Origin of the sequence: Staphylococcus kloosii (assembly GCF_032139365.1) — a bacterium.
Classification (GTDB): Bacteria; Bacillota; Bacilli; order Staphylococcales; family Staphylococcaceae; genus Staphylococcus; species Staphylococcus kloosii_A.
Genome location: NZ_JAVTDB010000075.1, coordinates 1 through 25,796 on the forward strand (window position 1 = coordinate 1; position 25,796 = coordinate 25,796).

Consider the following 25,796-nt stretch of genomic DNA (forward strand, 5'->3'; position numbering starts at 1 on the left):
TGTCGACGATCAAACAAAAGAAGTTAATACACCAATCGATGATATTAAATTAAATGGTACAGATAATAGTAAAGGTAAAGTTACGCACGAAGTAAGTGGCTTGCCGGAAGGTGTGACGTTTGATTCAGAGACCAACACGATCAGTGGGACACCAACAAAGGTTGGTACATCAACAGTTACGATTACAAGTAGAGATGAAGAAGGAAATGAGACGACAACTTCATTCACAATAACTGTCCAAGACACAACGAAACCTACGGTTGAAGATATTTCTAATCAGACAAAAGAGGTCAACACTGCGATTGACCCAATCGAAATACACGCAACGGATAATAGTGGCCAACCTGTGAAAAATACAGTGACGGGCTTACCAGAAGGTGTCACATTTGATCCAGAGACAAACACAATCAGTGGGACACCAACAAAAGTTGGTAACTACCCAGTAACAGTGACATCAAGAGATGAACAAGGAAATGAGAGAACAACTTCATTCACAATAACTGTCCAAGACACAACGAAACCGACGATAGACAATATCTCTGACCAAACGAAAGAAATTAATACTGGCATTGACCCAATCGAAATACACGCAACGGATAATAGTGGCCAACCTGTGAAAAATACAGTGACGGGCTTACCAGAAGGTGTCACGTTTGATCCAGAGACAAACACAATCAGCGGAAAACCAACAAAAGTCGGTAACTACCCAGTAACAGTGACATCAAAAGATGAAGAAGGAAATGAGACGACAACTTCATTTACTATTACTGTTGAAGACACGACAAAACCTACGGTTGAAGGTATTTCTAATCAGACAAAAGAGGTCAACACTGCGATTGATCCAATTGAGATACACGCAACGGATAATAGTGGCCAACCTGTGAAAAATACAGTGACGGGCTTACCAGAAGGTGTCACATTTGATCCAGAGACCAATACAATCAGTGGGACACCAACAAAAGTCGGTAACTACCCAGTGACGGTAACGTCTAGAGACGAACAAGGCAATGAAACGACAACGACGTTTACAATAACTGTTCAAGACACGACAAAACCGACGGTAGACAATATTTCTGACCAAACGAAAGAGGTTAATACTAGCATTGACCCAATCGAAATACAAGCGACGGATAATAGTGGTCAACCGGTTAAGAATACAGTGACAGGCTTACCGGAAGGTGTCACATTTGATCCAGAGACAAACACAATCAGCGGAACACCAACAAAAGTCGGTTCATATAAAATAATAGTGATATCGACAGATGAAGCAGGAAATTCAATAGAAACAAGTTTTGTAATTAATGTCGAAGATAATACGCCAGTTTCTGGCAAAGATGACAATGACATATCAAATCCTAACAGCGATGATAATAATTCAAGTACTAATGGCAGTGAAGATAATAGCACAACGAGTACAACTGACGGTAATGATAATGCTGCATCGCATGTGAATAATAGCAATAATGTAACATCAAAACATAACGATAGTAATGTTAGTACGTTTAGTGATAAAAATAGAGATGAATTCGAGCGAAACTCTGACGATACTATGAGTGATGGTACATTAATAACATCTAATTATGATAATCATGATGATAGTAAGTCGAAAACAAATAGTGAAGTAACATCAGATAAGACTCAAAATAATGATGAAAGAAACAATGATCATCAAAAAAACACAGAAAAGAGTTTGACTGATACTGGACAAAATGATAAAAACTTAACTTTATTAGGTAGTTTGATGGCACTATTTGGTGCTGCATTATTAGGTAGAAAAAAGAAGAAAGATAATAAAAATCAATAGAAAGAAAAGAGACTGAAACATTAACGTTTCAGTCTCTTTTTTTATATAGGCAGTAGATGACTGAATTAAAAATGTGCTTGTATCAAGCTGCTTTCAATTTTAGTCATCCTTGCCGGGTAGGGACTACAAAATCTTTTTATACAAATCAGATTTTTGTTACGCTCTCTTTTATAGTTCATCTACATGTTGTTGCATAATATCGATAAATGCTTGAAGGGCCTTCGTTCTAAACGAGGAATGTTCTAAATAAGCAAATGAACGTTGGAGTGGTAATTTTGCCGTGTTTATAATGGTTAATTCATTACGTTCTAGTTCTTTTTTGATTGTCCAAGTAGATAGCACACTGAGGCCGATACCCGCTTCTACTGATGTTTTGATGGGCTGTGTACTGCTATAATACAATAATTTATGAGGTTCAATCTCTAATAGTTTGAACACTCTGTCCATAGCTTCTCTTGTACCTGACCCATGTTCACGTACGATCCAGTTTTGTTCTTCTAACTGGTCTGTAGTTACATCGGGCATTTGGGCTAAAGGATCATTAGGACTAGCAACGATGACCATAGAATCGACTGCAAAAATGGTCTTCTTAAGAGAATGATGTGTGACCTTGCCTTCGATAATACCTATATCTAGCTGACGTGTTTCGACTAAATGCATGATTTCTTCTGTATTATCTATGGTTACACTAGGCTTTATATCAGGATAGACATGTAGTGTTTGGGAAATGATATGGGGAAGCACATATTCTCCGAAAGTATAACTGGCACCAATTCTTAAAGTGCCGCTAGGAGATTGATTTAAATCATTCACTTGCTCGCGCATATTATCGTAGAGGGACAGGATTTCTTTGGCGTATGTATAAACGATTTCTCCGGCTTTGCTTAAATATACATACTTATTACTACGTTCTAATAGTTTGGTACCTATACGTTCTTCTAAGGAACGGATATATTGGGATACTGCCGGTTGAGTCATGTGATGTACTTCTGCTGCACGCGAGAAACTTTGCTTTTCGGCTACGGTTATAAAAACAGTTAAATATTGGTCCATGAAAAACTACCTCCTTATATAAGTGATTACTTATTATCATAATTATAATAAATAATTTTACTTATAGCTAGGCGCATCATATCCTTGTATATGACGGGAGGTATTGTTATGACAAACACAAAAGGAGATAAACAATACTTTAAAAATTTTGCTGTTGGTATAGCATTTACTTTTATAATAGCTGGACTAGGGTTTCTATTGTCGTTGATTCCTGGACTAAATAACATCGGGCAATTAGCCTGTGCTATTATTTTAGCTGTAATTTATCGGCAAATATTTGGCTATCCTACTCAACTAAAGCCAGGCATTACTTTTTCACAACAAAAGTTATTGCGTTTAGCTATAATTTTATATGGGTTAAAGTTAAATGTCGATGCGATATTACATCATGGTTTGATGTTGATTGTTAAAGATGCGGTCATTATAGCATTTGCGATTGTAGCCATGATTATACTAGCTAAAATTTTTAAAGCAGATAAAATGATTACTTTATTATTAGGCATAGGTACTGGTGTATGTGGTGCCGCGGCTATCGCTGCAATAGCACCAATCGTTAAGTCAGAAGATGACGATACGGCGATTAGTGTAGGTTTAGTCGCTTTAGTAGGTACCGTTTTTGCTATCGGTTACACATTACTACAACCTATCATCCCTTTAAGTCACTCACAGTATGGTGTTTGGTCAGGTAGTAGTTTACATGAGCTAGCACACGTGGCAATTGCAGCTGGACCATTAGGTGGTCAGACGATAGCGATTGCTATGTTAGCGAAGTTAGGCCGTGTGTTTTTACTTGTACCTTTAGCATTTATTTTTTTAGCTTATATGAAAAAGAAAAAGCAACATGATGAAAATACACGCATACAGTTTCCGTGGTTTTTAATCGGTTTTATCATTATGAGTGTTGTAGGTACTTATGTACTCGATAATGTTATTACATTGCCACGTAGTGTTATGACTGGTATCTCCCAAGTGACAACATGGTCGCTCACTGCCGCTATGGTTGGACTTGGATTAAATGTTAACTTACAAGATGTTAAAGACCGTGCATTAAAACCATTAATTGCGATGTTAGTAGTATCAGTTTGTGTATCATTATTAGCTTATTTATTAATTTAAAAATGATTATAAAGATAAAATAAGAGCGGGACAAAAATCTTATTTGTATAAGAAGATTTTGTAGTCCCGCCCCAGCAAGGATGACTAGCGTTGAAAGCAGCTTGATATAAGCGCATATTCAATTCAGTCATCTACTGCCATATAAAAATAGAGCCTGAAGACAATATTATGTCCAAGGCTATTTTTGTATGTTTATTTATTACTGTTAATTTCTGCTACTCACTTTTCATGTTGTTTGTTAAGGGAGGGGAATTTTTTAGTACAGTATTGTAAGATAGTTAAGTATTTTAAAGGTAGCTTTTAAACTTGCTGTGATAGGGATTATCTAACATGTTGTTTAACACTCAATTATAAATTTTATACCTTTTTGTATTAAACTTTAAAAGTAATAAATAGGATTATTGCATGAATTTAAATGCTTAACTGCGTTATTAAATTTATTGGAAAACGCTTACTTTTTAGCAGAAAGGGTAGAATTTATAAAAAAGGAGGTAATGTTAATGATATTTCAAAATCCAACAGAGCAAGATGCACAATACAAAGTAAAATCAAAGTATGAGAACTTTATAGGTGGGCAGTGGGTAGCACCTCAAGACGGCAATTACTTCGACAATATTTCACCGATTACTGGTGAAAAGTATTCAGAAGTACCTCGCTCTACTAAAGCGGATGTTGATAAGGCTGTTGAGGCAGCGCATAAAGCACAAGCTGAATGGGGCAAAAAATCGTTAGCCGAACGTTCACAGTTATTATTAAATATTGCGGACCGCGTAGAAGAAAATTTAGAATATTTAGCTGTTGTTGAAACATTTGATAATGGTAAGCCTATTAGAGAATGTTTAGCTGCTGACTTACCTTTAGTCGTAGATCATTTTAGATATTTCGCAGGCGTTATTCGTGCGGAAGAAGGTGGCATATCACAAATCGATAATGATACTGTTGCCTACCATTATAAAGAACCACTTGGTGTTGTAGGACAAATTATTCCTTGGAATTTCCCATTATTAATGGCTACTTGGAAAATTGCACCTGCACTTGTAACGGGTAATGCGGTCGTCTTAAAACCTGCAGAACAAACGCCAGTGTCCGTCTTGCATATGGTTGAACTTATTGCTGACTTATTACCAGAAGGCCTATTAAACGTAGTTAATGGCTTTGGTGCTGAAACTGGGGAAGCACTTGCAACACACAAAGATATTAATAAAGTTGCGTTTACTGGTGAAACGACGACAGGTAAAACAATTATGAAAAACGCGAGTGATAATGTTATTCCTGTTACATTAGAACTTGGCGGTAAATCCCCAAACGTTTTCTTTAAAGATATTATGGATAAAGATGATAGTTTCTTAGATAAAGCCGTAGAGGGCTTAGTTATGTTTGCACTTAACCAAGGTGAAGTCTGTACATGTCCTTCACGTGCATTAATTCATGAAGATATTTATGAAGATTTCATTAAACTATGTATCGATAAAGTAAATAAAATTAAGTTTGGTAATCCATTAGATGATTCGACAATGGTGGGTGCGCAAACTTCTAATGAGCAACAAGAAAAAATTAAAAAATACTTAAATATTGGTAAAGAAGAAGGCGCAGAAGTACTCGTTGGTGGTGGAATTAGAGAAGAAGATGACGAATTAGGTAATGGCTTCTATATCGAGCCAACAATTTTCAAAGGTACACAAAACATGCGTATTTTCCAAGAAGAAATTTTTGGGCCAGTATTATCGGTGGCAACATTTAAAGATGATGAAGAAGCATTAGCAATGGCTAACGATACAATGTATGGTTTAGGTGCTGGTATTTGGACTAGAAATCAAAACACTGCATATCGTATTGGTAGAGGGATTCAAGCAGGACGTGTGTGGGTTAATAACTATCACACTTATCCAGCGCACGCAGCGTTCGGTGGCTATAAAATGAGTGGTATCGGTCGTGAAAATCATCTTATGATGTTAGAGCATTATCAACAAACTAAAAACTTACTTGTGAGCTATGATGAAAATCCAACAGGGTTATTCTAATTATTAGTCATACCAAGTTGCGCTACAGATGTTAGTATCTGTAGCGTTTTTTAATTGGTATTTTATGTCTTTAAAATGTTGTGAACTTGACTTTTTACGCAATTAATTATAAATTATTGTTATTCTGATTAAATCAAACATTAACAATTAAACAGTGAGAGTGACGCTTTAGCAGACAATTAATATACTTTATTGATTGAATGAAGAAGTTGTCAAAATCATCTGTTTGATCTTTTTATAAACTGATACATATACAGTGCATTTTAATTATACACAGGTAGCAGCGCAAAATGAGTTTATGATAGATGGCAAATAATAGTAGCAAGAATAACAATCCTATGACCCAACTGATTTATCACGGTGAATCGGCCAGGGTAATGTAGGCATATTGTTCTTATGTCACTTAAAATGCTATGCAAACTCAAGTTGTAATGAAGCCGACAATTGTAATAGATGATTTCCATATATTACAAATTGTTGGCTTCTTTTTTGTTGTGTGAAATGAATGGATCAGTCACGACATTACTTTTTAAAGGAGACAATTATATGTTTACGTCGACTGCGTTGTTTACGCTAATGCTCATCTTTATTATTACGCTTATCATAGCTAACGTTAGTGGTCTCATTTTTATTAATAAACGTGTGCCACTTTCATATATACATATACATTTAATATTAGGGACTTTGCCAATTATTGTGTCTTTAATCGCACTTGTACAAACGCGACAAAGTGTATTCATAGGGGCATTTCATTTTGATATTTTAGCGTGGTTGATGGCATTTTTTGTATTAGTTATTGGCTTGATTATCCAACGCTTTTCTATGCAATATTTAAAAGGGGACTTTAATTACAGAAAATATTTTGTCTTGTTTCAAGCCGTAACAAGTTTTGCAGCTATTGCTTGGTTAAGTGATGATTTACGTCTTATGACCTTGTTTTGGGGTCTAACATTAGTCTGCTTAACGTTATTAATGCGTTTGAATAGACGTTGGAAAGTTACGAAAGCAGCTGCTAAAGTTACTGGCCGCTATTTCTTTTTAGGTTGGTTAGCATTGGCCATTGTAGTACTATGGTGCTACTTTATTACAGGAGAATGGAAATTTTCGACAGCATTAACTGCAGCACATCTATCTGCAATAACAGAATGGCAATATTTTGGCTTATCTATTTTAATTATTCTAGCAGTCATCGTTCCGGCAGCTCAGTGGCCGTTTCAGCGTTGGTTGATTGAATCTGTAGCAGCGCCAACACCAGTTTCAGCGATAATGCATGCTGGTATTGTCAATGCTGGTGGTGTTATGTTGACTCGTTTTTCACCATTATTTACAAGTGATGTAGCAGCAATTATTTTGATTGTTATTGCATGCTTTTCAGTGTTAGTGGGTTCAGGCATTAGTTTGGTACATGTGGATTATAAACGCCAACTCGTAGGCTCAACGATGGGTCAAATGGGCTTTATGTTAATTCAATGTGCGTTAGGTGCTTATATTGCGGCAATTATTCATTTAATATTACATGGACTATTTAAAGCAACTTTATTCTTAAGGTCGGGTTCGGCTGTGCAACATTTTGATGTACCAGCAAGAGCACGTGAACGTTTATCTTATATTTGGATTTTGATTGGGCGTTTACTAGCTTGTGTATTAGCAGTAATCTTTTGGTGGACATCGCCAGAACAAGGCTATGGCATTGTAAGTGCACTTATTTTAGCTTGGTCATTATCAGTATCGTGGACGCAGCTCGTTGCATTCGGTGAAGGTGTTATTGGTCGTTTAATAGGGTTAGGTGCGCTCGTGGTTATCGGAATTGTCTATTTAGGCGTACATCATTATTTCTATCACTGGTTAACAGGTATTACAATGCATCAAAATCATCCGTCAATTGTCGTCTTTATTGCAGTCGCTATAATTCTTGTGTTAGGTAGTATTGCCAGTGCTTGGGTGGCACGACATCGCTCATCAAAACTCTTTGCCCAAATTTATTTATGGCTCGTTCATGTTGGAGATGCTAAGACACAAGCTATCGAACGACATCCTAATTATTTAAAGAAATTCTTATCGTAAAGGAGACTTAAATATGGTTAATACGAAAACACAATCTCAAACACATGAATCATCTTTAACTAGTGCACATATTGCAAAGCTAATAGAACAAGCGAGTAATGTGATAGTGCCATTGTCTCCAATTTCTATTTTTGCGGCGCGTCATCCGTGGGTAAATTTAGAAGATAAGAACTTTAAGCACGTAGTGCGCTGGTTAGATAATACAAGAGATGTTGATATTTATCCGGGTACTAAAACAATAAAACAAGCTTATCGTGATGGCGAAATCAGTGACACTATACTAGAGGAAAAGTTAATCCAATGGTTAAACACTAATAGTAGTGAACTATCGACAGAAGAAAAGTATCGCTATTGTACTGGTGCGTTGAAATTTGAAGCTTTGTCAAAAGATATAGTGCAAAAAGTAGAACAAAGTGATGTAACTCGAGTGTCATTAAGCGAATTAATGGATGAAACGCATATGGTTCGTTCAATGCCACCAAGAAGTAAACATATTAAATATAAAAACCCACATACTTACTTACAATTACTCGATTATCATGTTATCAAATGGTGCAAATTATACCTAGATGAAAATCAATCGAGTTGGACATTGCCTAATCGTGAACAAGGTTTCTTTTACGCATGGAAAAAATTAGTCGTACATGATCCTGCGTTATCTAAAACAGAGCGCCAAACTTTAGCAACCTTATCGGATGACCCATATGAAGTTATTGCTGAGGCGTTAACGTCGTTAGACATACCGGAAGCATCGAGACAAGGCTATTTAGAAAGTCATTTATTAGCATTACCAGGGTGGGCTGGTATGTTGTTATGGCAAATGGAACAAGCGCACAAAAAATCTCGCTTAATTACTGAATATTTAGCTATACGACTTGCTTTAGAATGGTCGTTTATCAACCCATATTTACCTGTTGAAACGACCCGTCCGCTTCCTCGACGTTCGTTGCAAACTTTAGTAAGTGAATGGTGTGAGTGGGGCGGTTTAACCGTAACAGACTGGCAACAAATGTCATTGGAACAGCAACAAGAACACCTTGAATTTGCACTTACATTTGATGACAAAACACGACGACAAATGTGTTTAGAAGCGTGGGAAGAAACATATGAAAACCAATTAAAAGAGCGACTTTTAACGGATACTGAAGAGCATCAAAAGGACCAAGTGAAAGCGCAGTTAGCGTTTTGTATCGATGTACGTTCTGAACAGTTTCGTAGTCAATTAGAAAATGCAGGGCCATTCGAAACGATAGGTATTGCTGGGTTTTATGGTTTGCCAATTGCGAGTGCTAAGTTAGGGAGCGATCATAGTCATGCATCTTTACCTGTGATGAATGCGCCACAACATAAGATTAAAGAGTATGCGCGTCCGCACGAAATGAAAACGTATCATGAACGTAAAAATTCAATTAGTGCGCTTATTTATACATTCAAGAAGATGAAACAAAACGTGTTACCTAGCTTATTATTACCAGAGTTAACGGGGTCATGGTTAAGTGTGCAAATGTTGTCGCGTACATTTTTACCTAGACCTATAGGTAGATTTATTCATAATTTTTATGCCCGTTGGTTGCAAAAGCCAAAAACGTCATTAACATTATCTCATGACAAGTTTGGTGTAGAAGAAGGACTACCTGTTGGTTTCTCTACGCAAGAGCAAATTGAATATGTGCATCAAGCTTTAAAGTTGATGGGTTTAACAGAGTCGTTTGCACCGTTAGTCGTTTTCTGTGGTCATGGTAGTCAAAGCGCTAATAATCCATATGCTTCATCATTAGACTGTGGTGCTTGTGGTGGTGCAGCAAGTGGGTTTAACGCTAAAGTGTTAGCGATGTTATGTAATTTACCTGAAGTTAGAAAAGGGCTGAGTGAAGTGAGCGTAAATATTCCGGCAGAAACAGTATTTACAGCAGCAGAACATAACACGTCTGTAGATAATCTGAAGTGGATATATTTACCAACATTATCACGTGAAGCGAAAGCATCTTATGAACATATTGAACAAGTAATGCCACAAGTGAGTAAGCAGGCGAATCAACAACGTATGTTGACATTGCCAACGCTAAAAAATAATATTGCATATCCAGAAGCAGAGGCGCATCGTTTAGCTAACGATTGGAGTGAAGTTAGACCTGAATGGGGATTAGCACGTAATGCTTCATTTATTATTGCACCACGTAAATTAACGCAAAATAAAGATTTAGAGGGCAGAGCTTTCTTACACAATTATGATTGGCAACAGGATAGTGACGGAGCTATTTTAAGTAATATTATTGCAGGTCCAGCTACGGTTGCACAATGGATTAACTTACAATATTACGCGTCGACGGTAGCGCCACATTATTATGGCAGTGGTAGTAAAACAACACAAACGGTTACTGGTGGTATCGGTGTCATGCAAGGCAATGCGAGTGACTTGTTAACTGGATTACCTTGGCAGTCGGTTATGAAATCAGACTTTGAAGCTTATCACGCACCGTTAAGATTATTAATCGTTATTCAAGCGCCTAATGCTTATATCGAACAATTACTGTCTGCTAATAGTGACTTTCAACAAAAGGTTACGAACGGATGGCTACAATTAGCGAGCATAGATAGCGAAGGTGCCTGGCAACATTGGTCGTAATTTATAATTTGAAGTATTGCTTATACATTTAATGAATGAACATGTATAATGAGATTGCATAGATTATTATAAGTTTTAAAGCCATAGGAGTTGTTTCTAAATGCCATTAACGAAAGGTGCTTGTGAATCTGATATCAGTAAAGCTATTACGCAATGGGAAAAGGAATATTTAGGTAGAGGCTCATTGTCGGTAAAAACAGATATCGTAAAAGATATGATCATTGTTGATTTACAAGGTGTGTTAACCCCAGCTGAGTATACAGTATGTGAAACACAAGAAGGTTTAATTTCAATTAAAAGAACAAGAAATAAATTAGTCGAATCGGGCGCAGAAGATTTAAAAGACATCATTCTGCAGCTTACTGGTGAAGCTGTTAAAAGTGTTCATACTGATTTGAGTGCGCGTACAGGTGAACGTGTCATCGTCTTTAAATTAAACAATGATCTCGCACAACAATTTAACAAAGTATAATGAGTTATTTGAAATTAAAATAGCATTATCATTTAAAACCATTTTCGTTTGCGTTTATGAGCTTAGCGAGAATGGTTTTTTTGATTGTTTAATTTGTAGGATTAAAAATATTGATGGTAACTATTAAAAACAATCATTTTTATTAATGCTTATGTAGTATTATAATCATTTTATAACAAAAGAAAGGTGTGATTGTTTGGCTAAGCACGCTTATCGACAACTCGTGTTAGGAATGTTTGCGTTATTTATAGTTATGGCTATTGGTCGTTTTGCTTATACGCCTATGTTGCCATTTATGAAACATACTGGAATAATGAATGATCAAAGTGCAGGTTTGTTAGCAACTATTAATTATTTAGGTTATTTAATAGGGGCGATTATTCCCTTAGGTTATATTTTTAAAAGTAAGGTTATTGATTTAAAGATTTATTTAATAATAAATATTTTGACTACGATATTAATAGGTTTTACAGAACAATATATTATATGGTCTGTATATCGTGTAATATCTGGTATCACGAGTGGGGCTGTATTCGTTTTAGCGTCTAATGTGGTATTAGAAGCGTTAAAACAAGGGCGACGTGAAAGTATTTCAGGTTTATTGTATAGTGCTGTTGGGATTGGAATATTTTCAAGTAGTATTTTTATTTACTTCTTTACAACAGATGCACGCTGGCAGGCGACTTGGATAATTTTAGGCATTTGTTCACTAGTAGGTGGGTTACTTGTAGTGATAGGTATGACAGAGAATCAAACAGTTAAAGAAGACAACGATAGTCATAACCATACAGAGCAACAAGGACAACGTTTTCCTAAATTTATGCGCTACTTTTCCATTGCTTATTTTTGTGAAGGCGCGGGCTATATCATTACAGGTACGTTTTTAGTTGCCATCGTTAAATCAATACCCGCATTGGCTGATTATGCAGCGTTAAGTTGGATGTTTGTTGGCTTAGGTGCAATACCGTCTACCGTAATATGGTCGATGGTTGCAGAAAGAATAGGATATGATAAGGCAATATATGGTGGTTTTATATTACAGATTATTGGTATAAGTATGCCTGTTTTTTCTCACAATAGCATCAGTTTAATTATTAGTTCTTTATTATTTGGTGCAACGTTTCTTGGGTTAACGACGTTATTTATGTCGAAAGGACAACAATTAATGTATAAGGCAAATGGAAAAGCGAATTATGTGGCAACATTAACGGTGATTTATAGTGTTGGTCAAATGATTGCTCCGTCTATTTCGGGATGGTTAATCGGAGACTCTGGAAACTATAATGCAGCATTAATTTTTGCGACAATTATATTAGTAGTAGGTTTAATAAGTGCCGTCGTAAGTTTTAAAGTCACTGAACAAAAAGGTGATATTAATGAATATTGATGATTTAAAAGCATTTAAAAAAGTATGCGAAGTAAAAAGTTTTACACGTGCAGCGGAAGAAATGAACTTTGTACAGTCTAATATTACGGCTAAGATTAAAAGATTAGAAAAACATTATCAAGAGCAGTTAATTTATAGAGATAAAAAGGCAATAACAGCAACACCAGCAGGTCATGCCCTGCTAAATTACACTAATCAAATATTAACGCTAGTCGACGCTGCCGACGCTGAATTGATTGATAATCTGTATAGTGAATTACACATCGGTTCAATCGAAACGATTGCCGCCACGCGTTTACCTAATGTATTAGAGAAATTTAGACAAACTAACAAACAAGCAAAGTTAAAAATAACTACAGCTTCCACTAATCAATTATTATCAAAAATTAAGTTACGTGAAATTGAAGGTGCATTTATTTCGGGCGCTGTTAATGATGAAACAATTGAGGCAGTGCCACTATATGATGAACAAATGTTTGTTATTACACAAAAAGGCTATGGAGACCCTGTACTTAAAACTAAAGAACAAGCAATTATCGTCTTTGGAGAAGGGTGCTTCTACCGTAGTTATTTTGAAGCATGGTTAACTCACCATCAGATCACTATCGATAGTTTAATGACATTAAACACACTTGACGGTATTGTTGGCTGTGTTCAAGCAGGTTTAGGGATTGCCATGTTACCCCAATCAGTAATACCAAAACTAGATAATGATAAATTAGATTTTTATCAAGTGACTACACCTTTTGAACATGTACCAGTCAGTTTTATGTATCGTAAAGATAGCGTACAAACTGCGGTTTTTAATCAATTTAAAACTGTTATGTCAGCAATATATGAGTAACCTTTATTGAGTCTATAATAAAACAGCCAAGCAATACGTGATATAACGCATTGTTTGGCTGTTTAGTTGATTCGATAATTTATCTTGCTTTGATTGTTAAGGAAATAATAAAGGCGATAACCATAAATAATACAATCATTAAAACAACGCCAGGCCAATAAATTAAACTATAGAAATAACCTGCCAATGTACCTCCGATGGATGACCCCATGTAATAGAATAACAAATAAAGGCTTGAGGCTTGTGCATTGTGATGTTCGGAGCGTCTTGCTACTACTGCGCTTGCAATAGCATGCCCGCTAAAGAATGCGTAAATACTAATAGCTAAACCAAGAATTTTAAACGTTAAAAATGGAAGTAGCGTTACACAAATACCGATGGTTAACATGATAATACTGAATTTAAGGGCGTTTATAGAGCCTAATTTTTCACGTAATTTAGCATTTAACATAGAAGAAAGCATACCGATTAAAAATAGTAGATAAACAAAACTAATCACACTTGGATGTAAGTGATAAGGTGCAGATTTTAATTCAAACGAAATATAATTAAATGCTGCAATATTACTTCCTAAAAATAAAAATCCAAGCATAAATGGTTTTAAGAGTCGGATGTTTCTTAAATGGCTCCAGTAACTCATAATGAGTTCTTTAAAAGAAAACTTTTGTTGTTCAAAATGCTGTGACTTAGGTAGTAATATAGTGAATAAAACTGCCGCTATAACACTTAATACGGCAATAGATAATAAACCCGCTTGATAACCAAAGACACTTGAAATATAGCCAGTGAAAATACGGCCAAATGCGCCGCCAAATGCATTGCCACCAATATAAATGCCCATCGCTTCAGGTAAACTTCTTGGTGAAATTTCTTCTCCGATATAAGCCATTGCGATAGAAGGTAGCCCGGCTAAACAAATGCCTTGTATTAATCTAACGGCTAGAAAAGCACCGAAGTCAGTAATAAATGGTTGGACGATAGCCAATAATGATACTGATATAACTGAAAAAATCATAACAGGTTTACGTCCTACAACTTCAGAAACGGCACCGAAAAATAACATCGCAAAAGCCAGTGTTAGTGTCGTAGTGGATAACGGTAAACTAGCCGTAGTTTTATCGACATGGAAGGTTTCTGAAAAGTGAGGTATTAATGGTTGAACGCTGTATAAAATCGAAAAGATTGTAAAACCAGCAATAAATAAAGCGATATTAATTTTTAAATATGCTGGTGTCCCTTTTTCTGCAAAGTTGTTGGAAATCGTTTGCATCGGTGAAATACCTCTCTTTTAAGTAATGATTTTATGTTAGCATGTAAATAACAATAAATAAAATGCATAATTTTCATATAATCAATGCGTTAAGCACATAAGGGAGAACTGAACAATGGAGTGGCACCACTTAGAATATTTTAAACTATTAGCAAAGTTACAAAATGTCTCATTATCAGCAAAACAATTAAATGTCAGCCAGTCTGCTTTAAGTCGTGCAATTAAACAATTAGAGAAAGAAGTGGGCGCGCCATTATTTAATAGAGTTGGAAGATCACTGAAATTAAATAAATATGGACAATCCTTTTTAGTAACCGTTAATACGATTACCCAGGAAATGGATATGTTTAAAAGTGAAGTAACGCAATCCATCGATATGTTAAATGGTGATATTACCATCGGTTTTTTACATTCTGTTGGCCCAACATATTTATCCGACTTTTTAAAAACATTTAATTCGCAATATCCTAATATTAGAGTGAAATTGTTACAAGACCATGCCAAAGGTTTAATTTCCAAATTAGAGAATGGGGATATAGATGTAGCAATTACAATGGTCGCACCTGCGAGTAATAGTGTCTGCTTTATTCCGTTATTACAAGAGCCATTGTTTATAACATTAAATAGTACACACCCTTTAGCCCACGAGAAAAGTATAAATATTGCCGACTTAGATAATGAACAATTTATCTTACTCAAAGAAAATTTTGTATTAAGAGAACAAGTAGACCAAATTTTTTATGATCATAATATAAATAATGTAGAAATTAATTTTGAGAGCGATGAAACATTGACGATAGCAAGTTTCGTAAGTACAGGTTTAGGTATTTCTATCTTACCTAAATTAAAAAACATCCAGTTGCCTAATCTTACTCAAATACCAATCAGTAATTATAAAGCACGACGTACGATAGGTTTATGTTATTTAACACAAGCCGACCAGTTACCTATTGTTAAAGTTACTAAAGAAACCTTATTAAATTATTTTAGTAATTATGATGAAGGCAAAGATTACAATAATAATTAATGTAAAATATAAATTTTTAAGTCAACTGTAATCTTTTATTTATAATTGACATTAGCAAGACAAAAATAGATAATTGTTACATATAAAATAGAATTATCAAAATATTCGCACATCATGATAGGGATGATAGATTATTGAAAATGTTACAGACATTTGTAAAAACTACACGACATTATCGCAAGAAGAAATAGCAGAAATTGTACAACTAGCGACACAATTACAGCGTATTGCAGATTTAAATAGGTCATATGTATTTATTGATTGCTTTTTAAAAGAATCAAACGACCTTATCGTGATTGCTGAAGCAGTACCTTCAAATGAAGCTACTTTATATCAAAATTCAGTAGTAACACAAAATGTGTATGAGAAATTTGAGCCTGCCGTTTTTCGTTCTTTACGCACTGATACAGATGTTCATCATCATAAGGCTGTAACGCAAGAAGGGCAAGTCGTTGAGCAAAATGTGACGCCTATTAAGGTCAATGACAACGTTATTGGTGCTTTAATCATGGAAAGAGATATAACGCGACAAATTAAAAATGAAGAGAAGTTATATGTACTTTCAAGGGCGACCGAAACGATAAGTGAATTATTCAAATATCCAAGTAGTGAACAAATATTTGTGCCAGACATGATTGAAGAAGCGTTGTTTTATCTCGATACGTCATTCGTCGTACAGTATTATAATTTAAAAGGTGAGAAAATGGTTCAAGATTTAACGGATAAACAATGTGATTTGAATATATCTATTTTAGATATTTTCCCAGATTTTGATTACATATTGAACGATGACAGAGTGATTGTGATTGAAAATAAGGCAATCCGCAATAAACACTTTCAAATCAAATGCGTTAAATTATTCACTGATCAACACCTCACTGGATATTTGATGATGTTAAAAGATATTACAGATGCTAAAGAAAAAGAAAAAGCTTTAATTTCCAAAACGGTCGCCATTCGGGAAGTGCATCATCGTGTTAAAAATAACTTGCAAACAGTGGCTAGTTTATTAAGGCTACAAATGAAAATGGACGTACCAGAGGAAAGTAAACATTATTTTCAAGAAAGCTTGAATCGTATATTGTGTATTGCCTCAGTATATGAAGTTATTTTAAGTGAATCAGATTCGGATCATGTAAACACTGCTACACTTATCGAAAAAATTGGTAATGCGCTCGTCTATAGCGAAACTGCTGAGCAAGAGGTTAATATTAGTTATGATATAGATAAGCAATTATATTTACCGTCGCATTTAGCGATAGCAGTGGCTTTAATAGGGAATGAACTAATAACCAATAGTTTACAACATGCATTTAAACAAACTGCCAAAGGGAACATCGTAGTCACTTTGTGCTATGAACAAAGAGCGGCATTATACACGTTAAAAGTTCAAGATAATGGCATTGGGCATGGTCATTATCCAAGTTTATTTGGTTTAAATATTGTAAGTACTATCGCTGAAAATGACTTAGATGGTAATTTTAATATTGTTCAAAATGACACTGGCACATTGGCGCAACTCGTATTTCAATACAAAGGGGAGTAATTGAATATGAATAAAATTATGGTCGTTGAAGACGAATCCATCGTCAGACTTGATATAGTCGAAACATTAAAAGAAGCCCAGTACAAAGTTGTTGCAGCCGTGGGAAATGGGGAAAAGGCAATAGAATATACAGAAAAAACACAACCAGATTTGATTATAATGGATATTAAAATGCCTAAATTAGATGGATTGAAAGCGAGTAAAATTATTAGTAAGCGGTATGATATACCTATTTTAATACTGACAGCTTATAGCCAAAGTGAGTTTGTGCAAGAGGCCAAACAATCCAATATCGTTGGCTATATCATTAAGCCTATTTCTGAATCACAATTATTACCAGCCGTAGAGATTGCAATGGCGCAATCTGAACAAATGAGTAATTTGAAACAACAAGTTACAGAGTCATATGAAGCGATTGAACAACGTAAGCAAGTTGAAAAAGCAAAAGGCTTATTAATGCATAGACAGAATATCAGCGAGGAAGCGGCTTACAAAAAATTAAGAAAATTAAGTATGAACCATCATACAAATATTCAACAGATAGCTATAAAGGTGATTGAACAATTAGGTTCGTAGTTTTGCCACTATACAAGTGAATACGCTCGAGCAAAGGTGCTTATTTGAAAATCAAATAGGCATCTTTTTGCTTTCTATGAGGTCAATAAAAGGGGGACATTATTATGGAACATATAGGTACGGTAATTATATATATCATTATGATTTGTGCAGTTATTGGTGCTTTTGGAGCTATACGTAATCCCGAAGCAGGGGTCGGGAAAGAATTTATGGAAGGGATCTTCACTATCGGTCCTATATTTGCCAATTCAGCAGGTATTATGGCATCTATTCCATTTATTTCAAAATTCATCGAAAATGTTTTTGGTCCATTTTTTAATAAAATTGGTGCTGACCCGGCAATTGCGGCGACATCGATATTGGCGACTGATATGGGCGGTTACCAATTAGCAGATGTACTGAAGCATAGTTACGAAGGCTGGATTATGGCAATGATAGTAGGTTTTATGGCCGGTGCAACAATTGTCTTTTCTATCCCTTTAGGCTTGCCAATGTTAGATAAACGAGATCATAAATATATGGCTTTAGGCATTTTATCTGGCTTGTTAGCCATTCCGTTTGGCGTGTTTATATCAACGTTTATCATCTTAATGAGTCATATGAAAATACGTACTGTAGTTGAAACCACTGGTGCTGCGACACATGTCTTTTCTATTAGTCTTTCAACGGTGTTTGTGAATTTGTTACCATTAATTATCTTCGTAGTTATTACGGCAATCGGATTATATTTCTTCTCAGATATTATGATCAAAATATTTATAATTTTTGGTAAGATCTTAGATGTTTGCATTAAGCTCGTATTTGTATTTTCAGTAGTAGAAATCTTTACCGGATTCTTTACAAATGTGTTTGGTGTTTGGGGCTTCGACCCAATCATGGCCGATAAAAAGGATAACTTTAGGGCATTAGAAAATGCTGGTAACATCGCAATTATGTTATCCGGGGCATTCCCGATGGTTTACTTAATACGTAAATATTTCTCTAATGGTTTAACTAAAATTGGAAGTAAAATTGGCTTGAGCGAAGTAGGTAGTGCAGGAATTATCGCTACAGTAGCGAATATTTTAGCAATGTTTAAGTTAGTTAAAGACATGCCACCTAAAGATAAAGTAATTAATATCGCGTTTGGTGTATGTTCTGCTTTTCTTCTTGGCGATCACTTATCATATACAGCTAACTTCCAACCAACATTAATCCCAGCAGTGATGATAGGTAAGTTTAGTGCCGGTGTATTAGCAGTTATATTTGCATACTTGTTATGTATACCGAAAGCCAGAAAATTAGAAGACATAGATAGAAGAGCGGGAATTATTGGTCCTGATGAATACTTAGAAAAAGAACGATTAGCAAATCCTCATCACGAACAAAAATATACTTAAACATATGAGTATCGACAAAGCTATAGCTAGTTTTGTCGATTTTTTTAATTCGGAGTAAAATAAATAGAGGTTGTGTCATAAATCAAAAAATAGTAACAATCAGATGATTTAAATCAATGCATTTGAGTGCTTCTTTTTATTGAATATGTCGTATTGTTGGCTCACTTTCTTAGGAGACAGCTTCAACTCGAGATATAAATTAAGTCAAAAGAGAACTTAGCTTTATATGAATGGCACTTAAAATAAGAAAGTAGTAGCGCAACGCGCTAACTAAAATCAAAACAATAATTAAAAAGGCAATTGCTATATTATTTCAATAGCAATTGCCTTTTATACTTGTCCAAGCACTTTATGTTCTAGGCGCTATTATTGTTAGTAATTAGACTGACGTTATTTTAAAAATAATTAGCAGTAATACCACCGTCAACGTTAATGTTAGCACCGTTTGTCCAGTCAGATTCATCAGATGCTAAATACAATGCGCAATTTACAATGTCTTCAGGTTTACCAAATCTACCAGTAGGCTGTCTGTCTAAACGTTCTTTCTTAGCAGCTTCGTCAGACACAAGCCATTCCATTAATAATGGCGTTTCAATTGGACCTGGGCTAATCGCATTTGTACGAATACCTTTAGGTCTAAATTGAATTGCTAATGACTTTGTAAGTGATACTACGGCACCTTTTGAAGCAGTGTATGCGTCTTGCGGTACTGAACAGCCCATTTCTGCAACGAAAGATGCAATGTTAATAATTGAACCCGATTCATTCTTTTCCATTTCAGGGATGACATATTTCGTCATAAAGAATATGCCTTTAACGTTAATATTCATTACTAAATCCCAAACTTCTTCAGAGGTATTTACGACAGAATTATCGGCAGAAGGCATAACGCCAGCATTGTTGTATAATACGTCGATCTTACCAAAAGTCGCTACAGTTTGTTCGACTGCTTCTTTAACTTGTTGTTCATTTGCAATATCAACTTGGAAAAACTTAGCTTCTCCCCCGTTATGAACAATGTCGTTAGCTGCTGTTTGACCCGCTGATTCGTCTCTTTCGAAAACTGCTACTTTAGCACCTTCAGCTGCAAATTTTTGTGCTGCAACGAGACCCATGCCTCCACCAGCACCTGTGATGATACATACTTTGTCTTTTAATCTCATAAATGTTACCTCCTAAATATCGATGAATTAGCTTTGTTCGAAATAGCGTGAACGTTCCCAAGTTGTTACAAAGGAATCAAAATCATTTTGTTCAGAACGTGCTGCATGTAGATAGTGTTTAGCTACATCTTCGCCCAATACTTCTTTTACTACATCGCTATTTTTCCAATGATAAATAGCTTCATGTAAAGAAGAAGGGATACGATCCACACTATCTTGTTCATAGGCATTACCTTTTAATTCGTCTTCAAGTGGGATTTTATGTTCAATACCATAAAGTCCAGCACCAATTAATGCAGAATAGGCTAAGTAAGGATTCATATCTGCACCAGAAATACGAGATTCAAAGCGTAATGCATTGCCATGTCCAACTGTTCTATAACCAGCAGAGCGGTTATCGTGACTCCAAGCAATACTTACTGGCGCCCAAGAGTTTGGCGCGAAACGTTTGTAAGAATTAACGTAAGGCGCATACATTAAAGCAAAATCTTTAGTGTATTTGATAACACCTGCTAAGAAATGTTGCATTGTTTCAGACATTGGATTTTCTGCATCGTCGCCAGCGTAAAAGGCATTGTTAGAAGTACCTTTCTCCATCATACTAAGATGAATATGGCCACTTGAACCTGTCCATTCTGCATAAGGTTTAGCCATAAATGTTACTGCTTTGTCGTTTTGGATACAAATTTCTTTCATTCCGTGTTTAAACATAATATGTTGATCAGCAGCTTTTAATGCATGATCGTATTTTAAGTTGATTTCGTGTTGTCCTTTATAGGCTTCACCTTTGGAAGATTCAATAACGATACCCATACGATGCATTTGATGTCGGATTTCTTGGTAGATTGGTTCGTTTTTTGTACCTTGTAACAAGTTATAATCTTCGTTAAGATGTCCTGCAGCTTCTAAATTGGCATAACCCTTTTTATCAATGTTTTCGAAAGAATCATTAAATAAATAAAATTCTAATTCACTCGCAAGGTGAGGTGACAAGCCATGTGCTTCTGCTTTTTTAATTTGACGTTGTAAAATAGAACGTGGTGCAATGCAAATTTGTTCGCTACCATCTTCGGTAAATACGTCACAGAAAACCATTGCGGTTTTATCTAACCATGGCACAATTTTTAATGTGTCCCAATCAGGTTTAGCTAAATAATCACCGTAACCTTTATCCCAGTTCATATATTCGTAGCCTTCATTTGTATCCATTTCGAAGTTAGTACCTAATAAATAGTTACAAAAATGAGTACCTTCTGAAATATCATTTTCTAAAATAAAATCGCCAGTAATGCGTTTCCCCATTAAACGACCTTGCATATCACAAAAACCTAGCACTACAGTGTTAATTTTGTCTTCCTCAATAAGTTGTAGTAATTCATTTTTATCGATATTACCAGCTTTACCGCTAGAATTAATTTCTTTAAACATAACTTCCAACCCCTTAATTTATTTATTCATTTAATGTTAATGAAATATATTTTAATTCTAAGAAGCCATCTAAACCGTGATGTCCACCTTCTCTGCCCATACCGCTTTCTTTTATACCTCCAAATGGTGCTTGAGGTACGCTAAGTTGGGTACCGTTCACACCAATCATGCCGAATTCGAGTTGTTCGCTAACTTTATGAATTGTATTTACATTGTTAGAGAAGAAGTATGCAGCTAAACCGTATGGAGAAGCATTAGCAATTTCGATTGCTTCTTGTTCGTCTGCAAATTCGATAATAGGTGCGACTGGGCCGAAAATTTCTTCTTGGGCGATAGACATGTCTGGCGTAACATTTGTTACTACTGTTGGTTCGTAAAAAAGACCAAAATCAGAAATTGGTAACTTTTTACCACCTGTAGCAATTGTTGCGCCACTATTTTGAGCTTCATTGACTAATTGTTCTACTTTGTTAATCGCGTCTCTATTGATTAATGGGCCGACTTGAGCGTTGTCATCAGTTGCTGGACCAACTTTAAGCTGTTTAACTCTTTCAATGACTTGTTCTGTAAATTTATCTTTAACATCTTTATGCACTAAAACAGTATTGATGCCGTTACACATTTGACCTGTGTTTTCAAATTTATTGTCGACGATGGCATCTGCTGCTGCTTCTAAATCTGCATCAGGTAACACGATTGCTGGAGCGTTACCGCCTAATTCTAGTGAAATGCGAGTAATGTGATTCGCGGCTTTTTGCATTAATGACTTACCGATATGAGTTGAACCTGTAAACGACATTTTCTTAACGCGGTGATTGTTAAATAGTGTGTCTGATATTAAAGATGCACTACCAGTTAAAATATTAGCTACGCCATCATCAATATCAGTTGCCATCAATTCATCGAATATTGCGATAGCAATTCTTGGTGTTTCGCTTGAAGGTTTAACAATTACAGTACAACCTGCTGCTAAGGCAGGTGCAACCTTTCTCGTTACCATGGCACCTGGGAAATTCCACGGTGTAATTAAGCCACAGACCCCAACGGGTTGTTTTAATACGGAAATACGTTGTTGTGGTGAGGAAGGTGGGATGATTTCTCCGTAAATGCGTTTGCCTTCAGCAGCATACCATCTTATGAATTTGGCACAGACTTCAATTTCACCGTATGCTTCTGCGTATGGTTTACCTTGTTCTTCGCACATGATTAAAGCTAAGTCGTGTTGTTTAGCTAATAGATTATTAGCCCACTGTTCTAAAATTTCACCGCGATAATCTGCAGTATATTTAGACCATTGTTGGAATGCGCCATGTGCACCTTCTATACTTTGCTGGATATTTGCTTCGGTAACTTTCGGTACTTGACCGACGATATTACCGTTAGCAGGGTTAACAACTTCTAACGTATCAGTCGTTTGTAGTTGTTGCCCATTAACCCAGTTATGATTTAAATCTTCACTCATAAAAGTGCCCCCTTTACATACAAAAAAAGACGCCTACGTAACTCACTTCGACATGAAGGTAAGCGTTACATAAGCGCCTTTGCTTAGTATATTCACTTAAAATTAATTGTATAAATATTGGAGTCATGCTCCAAGTTAACTTTATTGTATTAAATTATCTAAACCTTGTCAATATTCAGAAAATAACTTATACTTTTTTCAAAATTAATAGACGGAGGGGTATAAGATGAGCAAAACAATAGCGTTACTACAACAATTAATTAAATACGATAGTTCTGATAAAACCGTTGCTAATGAAACAATTAACTTTTGTAAGCAGTGGTTGGCTAACGAAGGGCTCACAGCCGAGATCATAAATAATAATGGCTTTAGTATGCTGATTTGTGAAGTAGGACAAGGGGATAAAACATTAGTATTAAATGGACATGTTGATGTCGTAAGTGGTAAAGAAACCCAATTCGAGCCAGTATTGGAAGATGGCAAACTTTATGGACGAGGTAGTGCAGATATGAAAGCTGGTGTTGCAGCGATTATGGTTGCCATTTCCGAACTAAATCAATTGGACTTAAAACAAACAAAAGTACAATTACAGCTGGTAACTGATGAAGAAGTTGGTGGTGGTCATTGCGCTAATTATTTAACTAACGAAGGTTATTTAGGAGATTTCGTTATTTGTCCTGAACCAACACAAATTGATATTGGTTTTCAGGCAAAAGGTATTTTGCAAATCGATATTGAATTGTCGGGCTCGTCGGCACATGGCAGTCGTCCGTGGGAAGGTGAAAATGCCATTGCCAAAGCTTTTGAAGTGTATCATCAATTGTTAACATTACCGTTTGCGAGTGAAAGTACGGAATTTTACGATGGTCCGTCTATTAATTTAGCTAAAATACACGGTGGAGACGTTTATAACAAAGTACCTGACGCCTGTACGCTATCTTTTGATATTCGCTATTTACCAACGCAAAACAAAGCACAAATACTAAGAGAAATAGAAAGTATTACCGATGGAGCAATTCATATAAATCTTGAAGGCCCACCGGTAATGAATGACAAAGATGAACCTTATATTCAACAATTAGTTACTGCTATAAAACAACATACGAATAAAGATGAAGTGAAATTATTTGGACAGCATGGTTTTGCAGATACACGTTATTTCTCTCGATTTAATGTTCCTGCCGTCGAATTTGGACCGAGTGGTAATCACTGGCATGGAGATGGAGAATACGTTGAAGTTGAATCGGTCGATAATTATAAAGATATTATTGTTACATTCGCGCAAAATATGTAATTTAGAGGTGCGTGAGACTGAAGGGACGCTATAAATGAAACGATGATGTCATTAATTAAAAATATATTCAAAATAAGCCAGACTAAAATTAATGTAATTAAATATATTATTTTGAAAATAAAAAGTGTTTATTTTTTACTTAATTATAGATGCTTACATCATCGTGTTTATAGCTTTTTTAAGCGCTTGTATATGGTTTTTAGCTATTAAAATTGTATTGACATGTATAGGTACATCGGGTATGGTAATTAGCATAATTATTATTTTCTAAAAATTCTAAATTAGAGTTTATGCAGAGTTAATAACGTAGTAATTTAATAATACGAGGGGGCCTATAATTTATGACAGAAACAAAGGTTACCTATAATAATTTTACTTCCGATGTGTTTCAAAATATCGATATAGATAATGAAACTAAAGGCGCTTATGAAGTGTTAAAAAGGGCGTATGACAGTTACGGAGATAACATTATTTATTCTTGTAGCTTTGGTGCAGAGGGTATGATTTTAATAGATTTAATATCAAAAGTAAGACCCGATGCTAAGATAGTTTTTCTAGACACAGATTTACACTTTCAAGAAACATACGATCTCATTGACAGAGTGAAAGAAAGATACCCTGAATTAAATATTGAACTTAAAAAACCGGATTTAACGTTAGATGAGCAATCTGAACAATATGGTCCAGCATTATGGAAGAAAGATCCTAATCAATGTTGCTATATACGTAAGATTAAACCATTAGAAGAAGTCTTATCTGGTGCCACAGCTTGGGTTTCTGGTTTACGTCGTGAACAATCTCCAAGTCGCCAAAATACAGATTTCTTAAATAAAGATGAACGTTTTAAGTCTATTAAGGTTTGTCCGCTTATCCATTGGACATGGGATGATGTATGGCAATACATTGAGCGTCACGATTTAACTTACAATGAATTACATGACTTTAATTATCCAAGTATTGGATGTATACCTTGTACATCAGCTGTTTCAGCCTCTGGAGACTCACGTGAGGGAAGATGGTCTGGATTTGGTAAAACTGAGTGTGGTCTACACACTGTAGATAATAATTCTAAGTAATTGACAGTGCTATTGTTAAATAGCTTATTTTTTAAAACCTAAAACCTAGTATTCTAATTGGAATTATACGTTTATAAAATTTTAATAGTTTAACATCTATTTGCTAAGTGATTTTAAAAAGTTGTTATATATTATATTTATAAAGCGAAATGACTAGTATTGATAGTTTTTTTCGCACTATTCCAATT

19 protein-coding genes are annotated in these 25,796 nt (G+C 35.4%); 14 read left to right on the forward strand and 5 right to left on the reverse strand.

All coding sequences use genetic code 11. The annotated features are described in order from the left end of the window. A partial coding sequence (locus RPL90_RS10035) for a putative Ig domain-containing protein (protein WP_313548653.1) occupies positions 1-1,804 on the forward strand: 1,804 nt, incomplete at its 5' end. Between the two features lie 168 nt (positions 1,805-1,972). Here the strand turns inward: RPL90_RS10035 and RPL90_RS10040 are convergent. After that, entirely contained in the window at positions 1,973-2,857 is an 885-nt protein-coding gene (locus tag RPL90_RS10040) for a LysR family transcriptional regulator (RefSeq protein ID WP_313548656.1), read from the reverse strand. Between the two features lie 108 nt (positions 2,858-2,965). Here RPL90_RS10040 and RPL90_RS10045 point away from each other — a divergent pair, with 108 nt between their 5' ends. The 7 genes from RPL90_RS10045 (at position 2,966) to RPL90_RS10075 (ending at position 13,387) form a co-directional block, all read left to right on the forward strand. Further along, a complete protein-coding gene (locus RPL90_RS10045; RefSeq protein WP_313548659.1) occupies positions 2,966-3,973 on the forward strand; it encodes a YeiH family protein in 1,008 nt (335 codons plus the stop codon). Positions 3,974-4,473: 500 nt separating this feature from the next. Further along, positions 4,474-5,994 (forward strand): acetaldehyde dehydrogenase ExaC, encoded by a 1,521-nt coding sequence (exaC, locus tag RPL90_RS10050; RefSeq protein ID WP_313548661.1) that lies wholly within the window; start codon positions 4,474-4,476, stop codon positions 5,992-5,994. Positions 5,995-6,540: 546 nt separating this feature from the next. Further along, positions 6,541-8,058, forward strand: a complete 1,518-nt coding sequence (locus tag RPL90_RS10055; protein WP_313548666.1) for an NADH dehydrogenase subunit 5 — start codon at positions 6,541-6,543, stop codon at positions 8,056-8,058. A 13-nt stretch (positions 8,059-8,071) separates the two neighbouring features. Next, positions 8,072-10,684, forward strand: coding sequence for a DUF2309 domain-containing protein (locus RPL90_RS10060; protein WP_313548671.1), 2,613 nt, complete (start codon positions 8,072-8,074; stop codon positions 10,682-10,684). Positions 10,685-10,784: 100 nt separating this feature from the next. Then, positions 10,785-11,156 (forward strand): Na-translocating system protein MpsC family protein, encoded by a 372-nt coding sequence (locus RPL90_RS10065; protein WP_313548677.1) that lies wholly within the window; start codon positions 10,785-10,787, stop codon positions 11,154-11,156. 196 nt (positions 11,157-11,352) lie between these two features. Then, positions 11,353-12,543, forward strand: coding sequence for a YbfB/YjiJ family MFS transporter (locus RPL90_RS10070; RefSeq protein WP_313548681.1), 1,191 nt, complete (start codon positions 11,353-11,355; stop codon positions 12,541-12,543). Next, a complete protein-coding gene (locus RPL90_RS10075) occupies positions 12,533-13,387 on the forward strand; it encodes a LysR family transcriptional regulator (protein ID WP_313548687.1) in 855 nt (284 codons plus the stop codon). Before RPL90_RS10070 ends, RPL90_RS10075 begins: the two co-directional genes overlap by 11 nt. Positions 13,388-13,466: 79 nt before the next feature. On the opposite strand, the gene RPL90_RS10080 is transcribed toward RPL90_RS10075, so the two are convergent. Then, on the reverse strand, positions 13,467-14,657 hold the full coding sequence (locus RPL90_RS10080) for an MFS transporter (protein ID WP_313548691.1): 1,191 nt from the start codon (positions 14,655-14,657) through the stop codon (positions 13,467-13,469). A gap of 115 nt (positions 14,658-14,772) precedes the next feature. Here RPL90_RS10080 and RPL90_RS10085 point away from each other — a divergent pair, with 115 nt between their 5' ends. From RPL90_RS10085 to eutH, 4 genes are all read left to right on the forward strand, one after another. Beyond that, entirely contained in the window at positions 14,773-15,684 is a 912-nt protein-coding gene (locus tag RPL90_RS10085) for a LysR family transcriptional regulator (RefSeq protein WP_313548698.1), read from the forward strand. A 151-nt stretch (positions 15,685-15,835) separates the two neighbouring features. After that, on the forward strand, positions 15,836-17,230 hold the full coding sequence (locus tag RPL90_RS10090) for a sensor histidine kinase (protein WP_313548778.1): 1,395 nt from the start codon (positions 15,836-15,838) through the stop codon (positions 17,228-17,230). Between the two features lie 6 nt (positions 17,231-17,236). After that, complete coding sequence (locus RPL90_RS10095; protein WP_313548703.1) at positions 17,237-17,806, forward strand: ANTAR domain-containing response regulator; 570 nt, start codon at positions 17,237-17,239, stop codon at positions 17,804-17,806. A 104-nt stretch (positions 17,807-17,910) separates the two neighbouring features. After that, on the forward strand, positions 17,911-19,185 hold the full coding sequence (eutH, locus tag RPL90_RS10100) for an ethanolamine utilization protein EutH (protein ID WP_313548707.1): 1,275 nt from the start codon (positions 17,911-17,913) through the stop codon (positions 19,183-19,185). A 395-nt stretch (positions 19,186-19,580) separates the two neighbouring features. Here eutH and RPL90_RS10105 read toward each other — a convergent pair whose 3' ends face one another. Genes RPL90_RS10105 through RPL90_RS10115 form a run of 3 tightly spaced genes read right to left on the reverse strand, consistent with a single transcriptional unit; the run spans position 19,581 to position 23,238 of the window. Continuing rightward, a complete protein-coding gene (locus RPL90_RS10105) occupies positions 19,581-20,348 on the reverse strand; it encodes an SDR family NAD(P)-dependent oxidoreductase (RefSeq protein ID WP_313548710.1) in 768 nt (255 codons plus the stop codon). Positions 20,349-20,375: 27 nt separating this feature from the next. Then, positions 20,376-21,776 carry a glutamine synthetase family protein gene (locus tag RPL90_RS10110; RefSeq protein ID WP_313548713.1) on the reverse strand — a complete coding sequence of 467 codons (1,401 nt, stop codon included), beginning with the start codon at positions 21,774-21,776 and terminating at the stop codon, positions 20,376-20,378. Between the two features lie 22 nt (positions 21,777-21,798). Then, a complete protein-coding gene (locus RPL90_RS10115) occupies positions 21,799-23,238 on the reverse strand; it encodes an NAD-dependent succinate-semialdehyde dehydrogenase (protein ID WP_313548716.1) in 1,440 nt (479 codons plus the stop codon). Positions 23,239-23,464: 226 nt separating this feature from the next. Here RPL90_RS10115 and RPL90_RS10120 point away from each other — a divergent pair, with 226 nt between their 5' ends. Together RPL90_RS10120 and RPL90_RS10125 are read left to right on the forward strand one after the other, a co-directional pair. Next, entirely contained in the window at positions 23,465-24,532 is a 1,068-nt protein-coding gene (locus tag RPL90_RS10120; RefSeq protein ID WP_313548719.1) for a M20 family metallopeptidase, read from the forward strand. Positions 24,533-24,873: 341 nt separating this feature from the next. Then, positions 24,874-25,608: a phosphoadenylyl-sulfate reductase gene (locus RPL90_RS10125; protein ID WP_313548721.1), complete on the forward strand. Its 735-nt coding sequence runs from the start codon at positions 24,874-24,876 to the stop codon at positions 25,606-25,608. Positions 25,609-25,796: the final 188 nt, after the last annotated feature.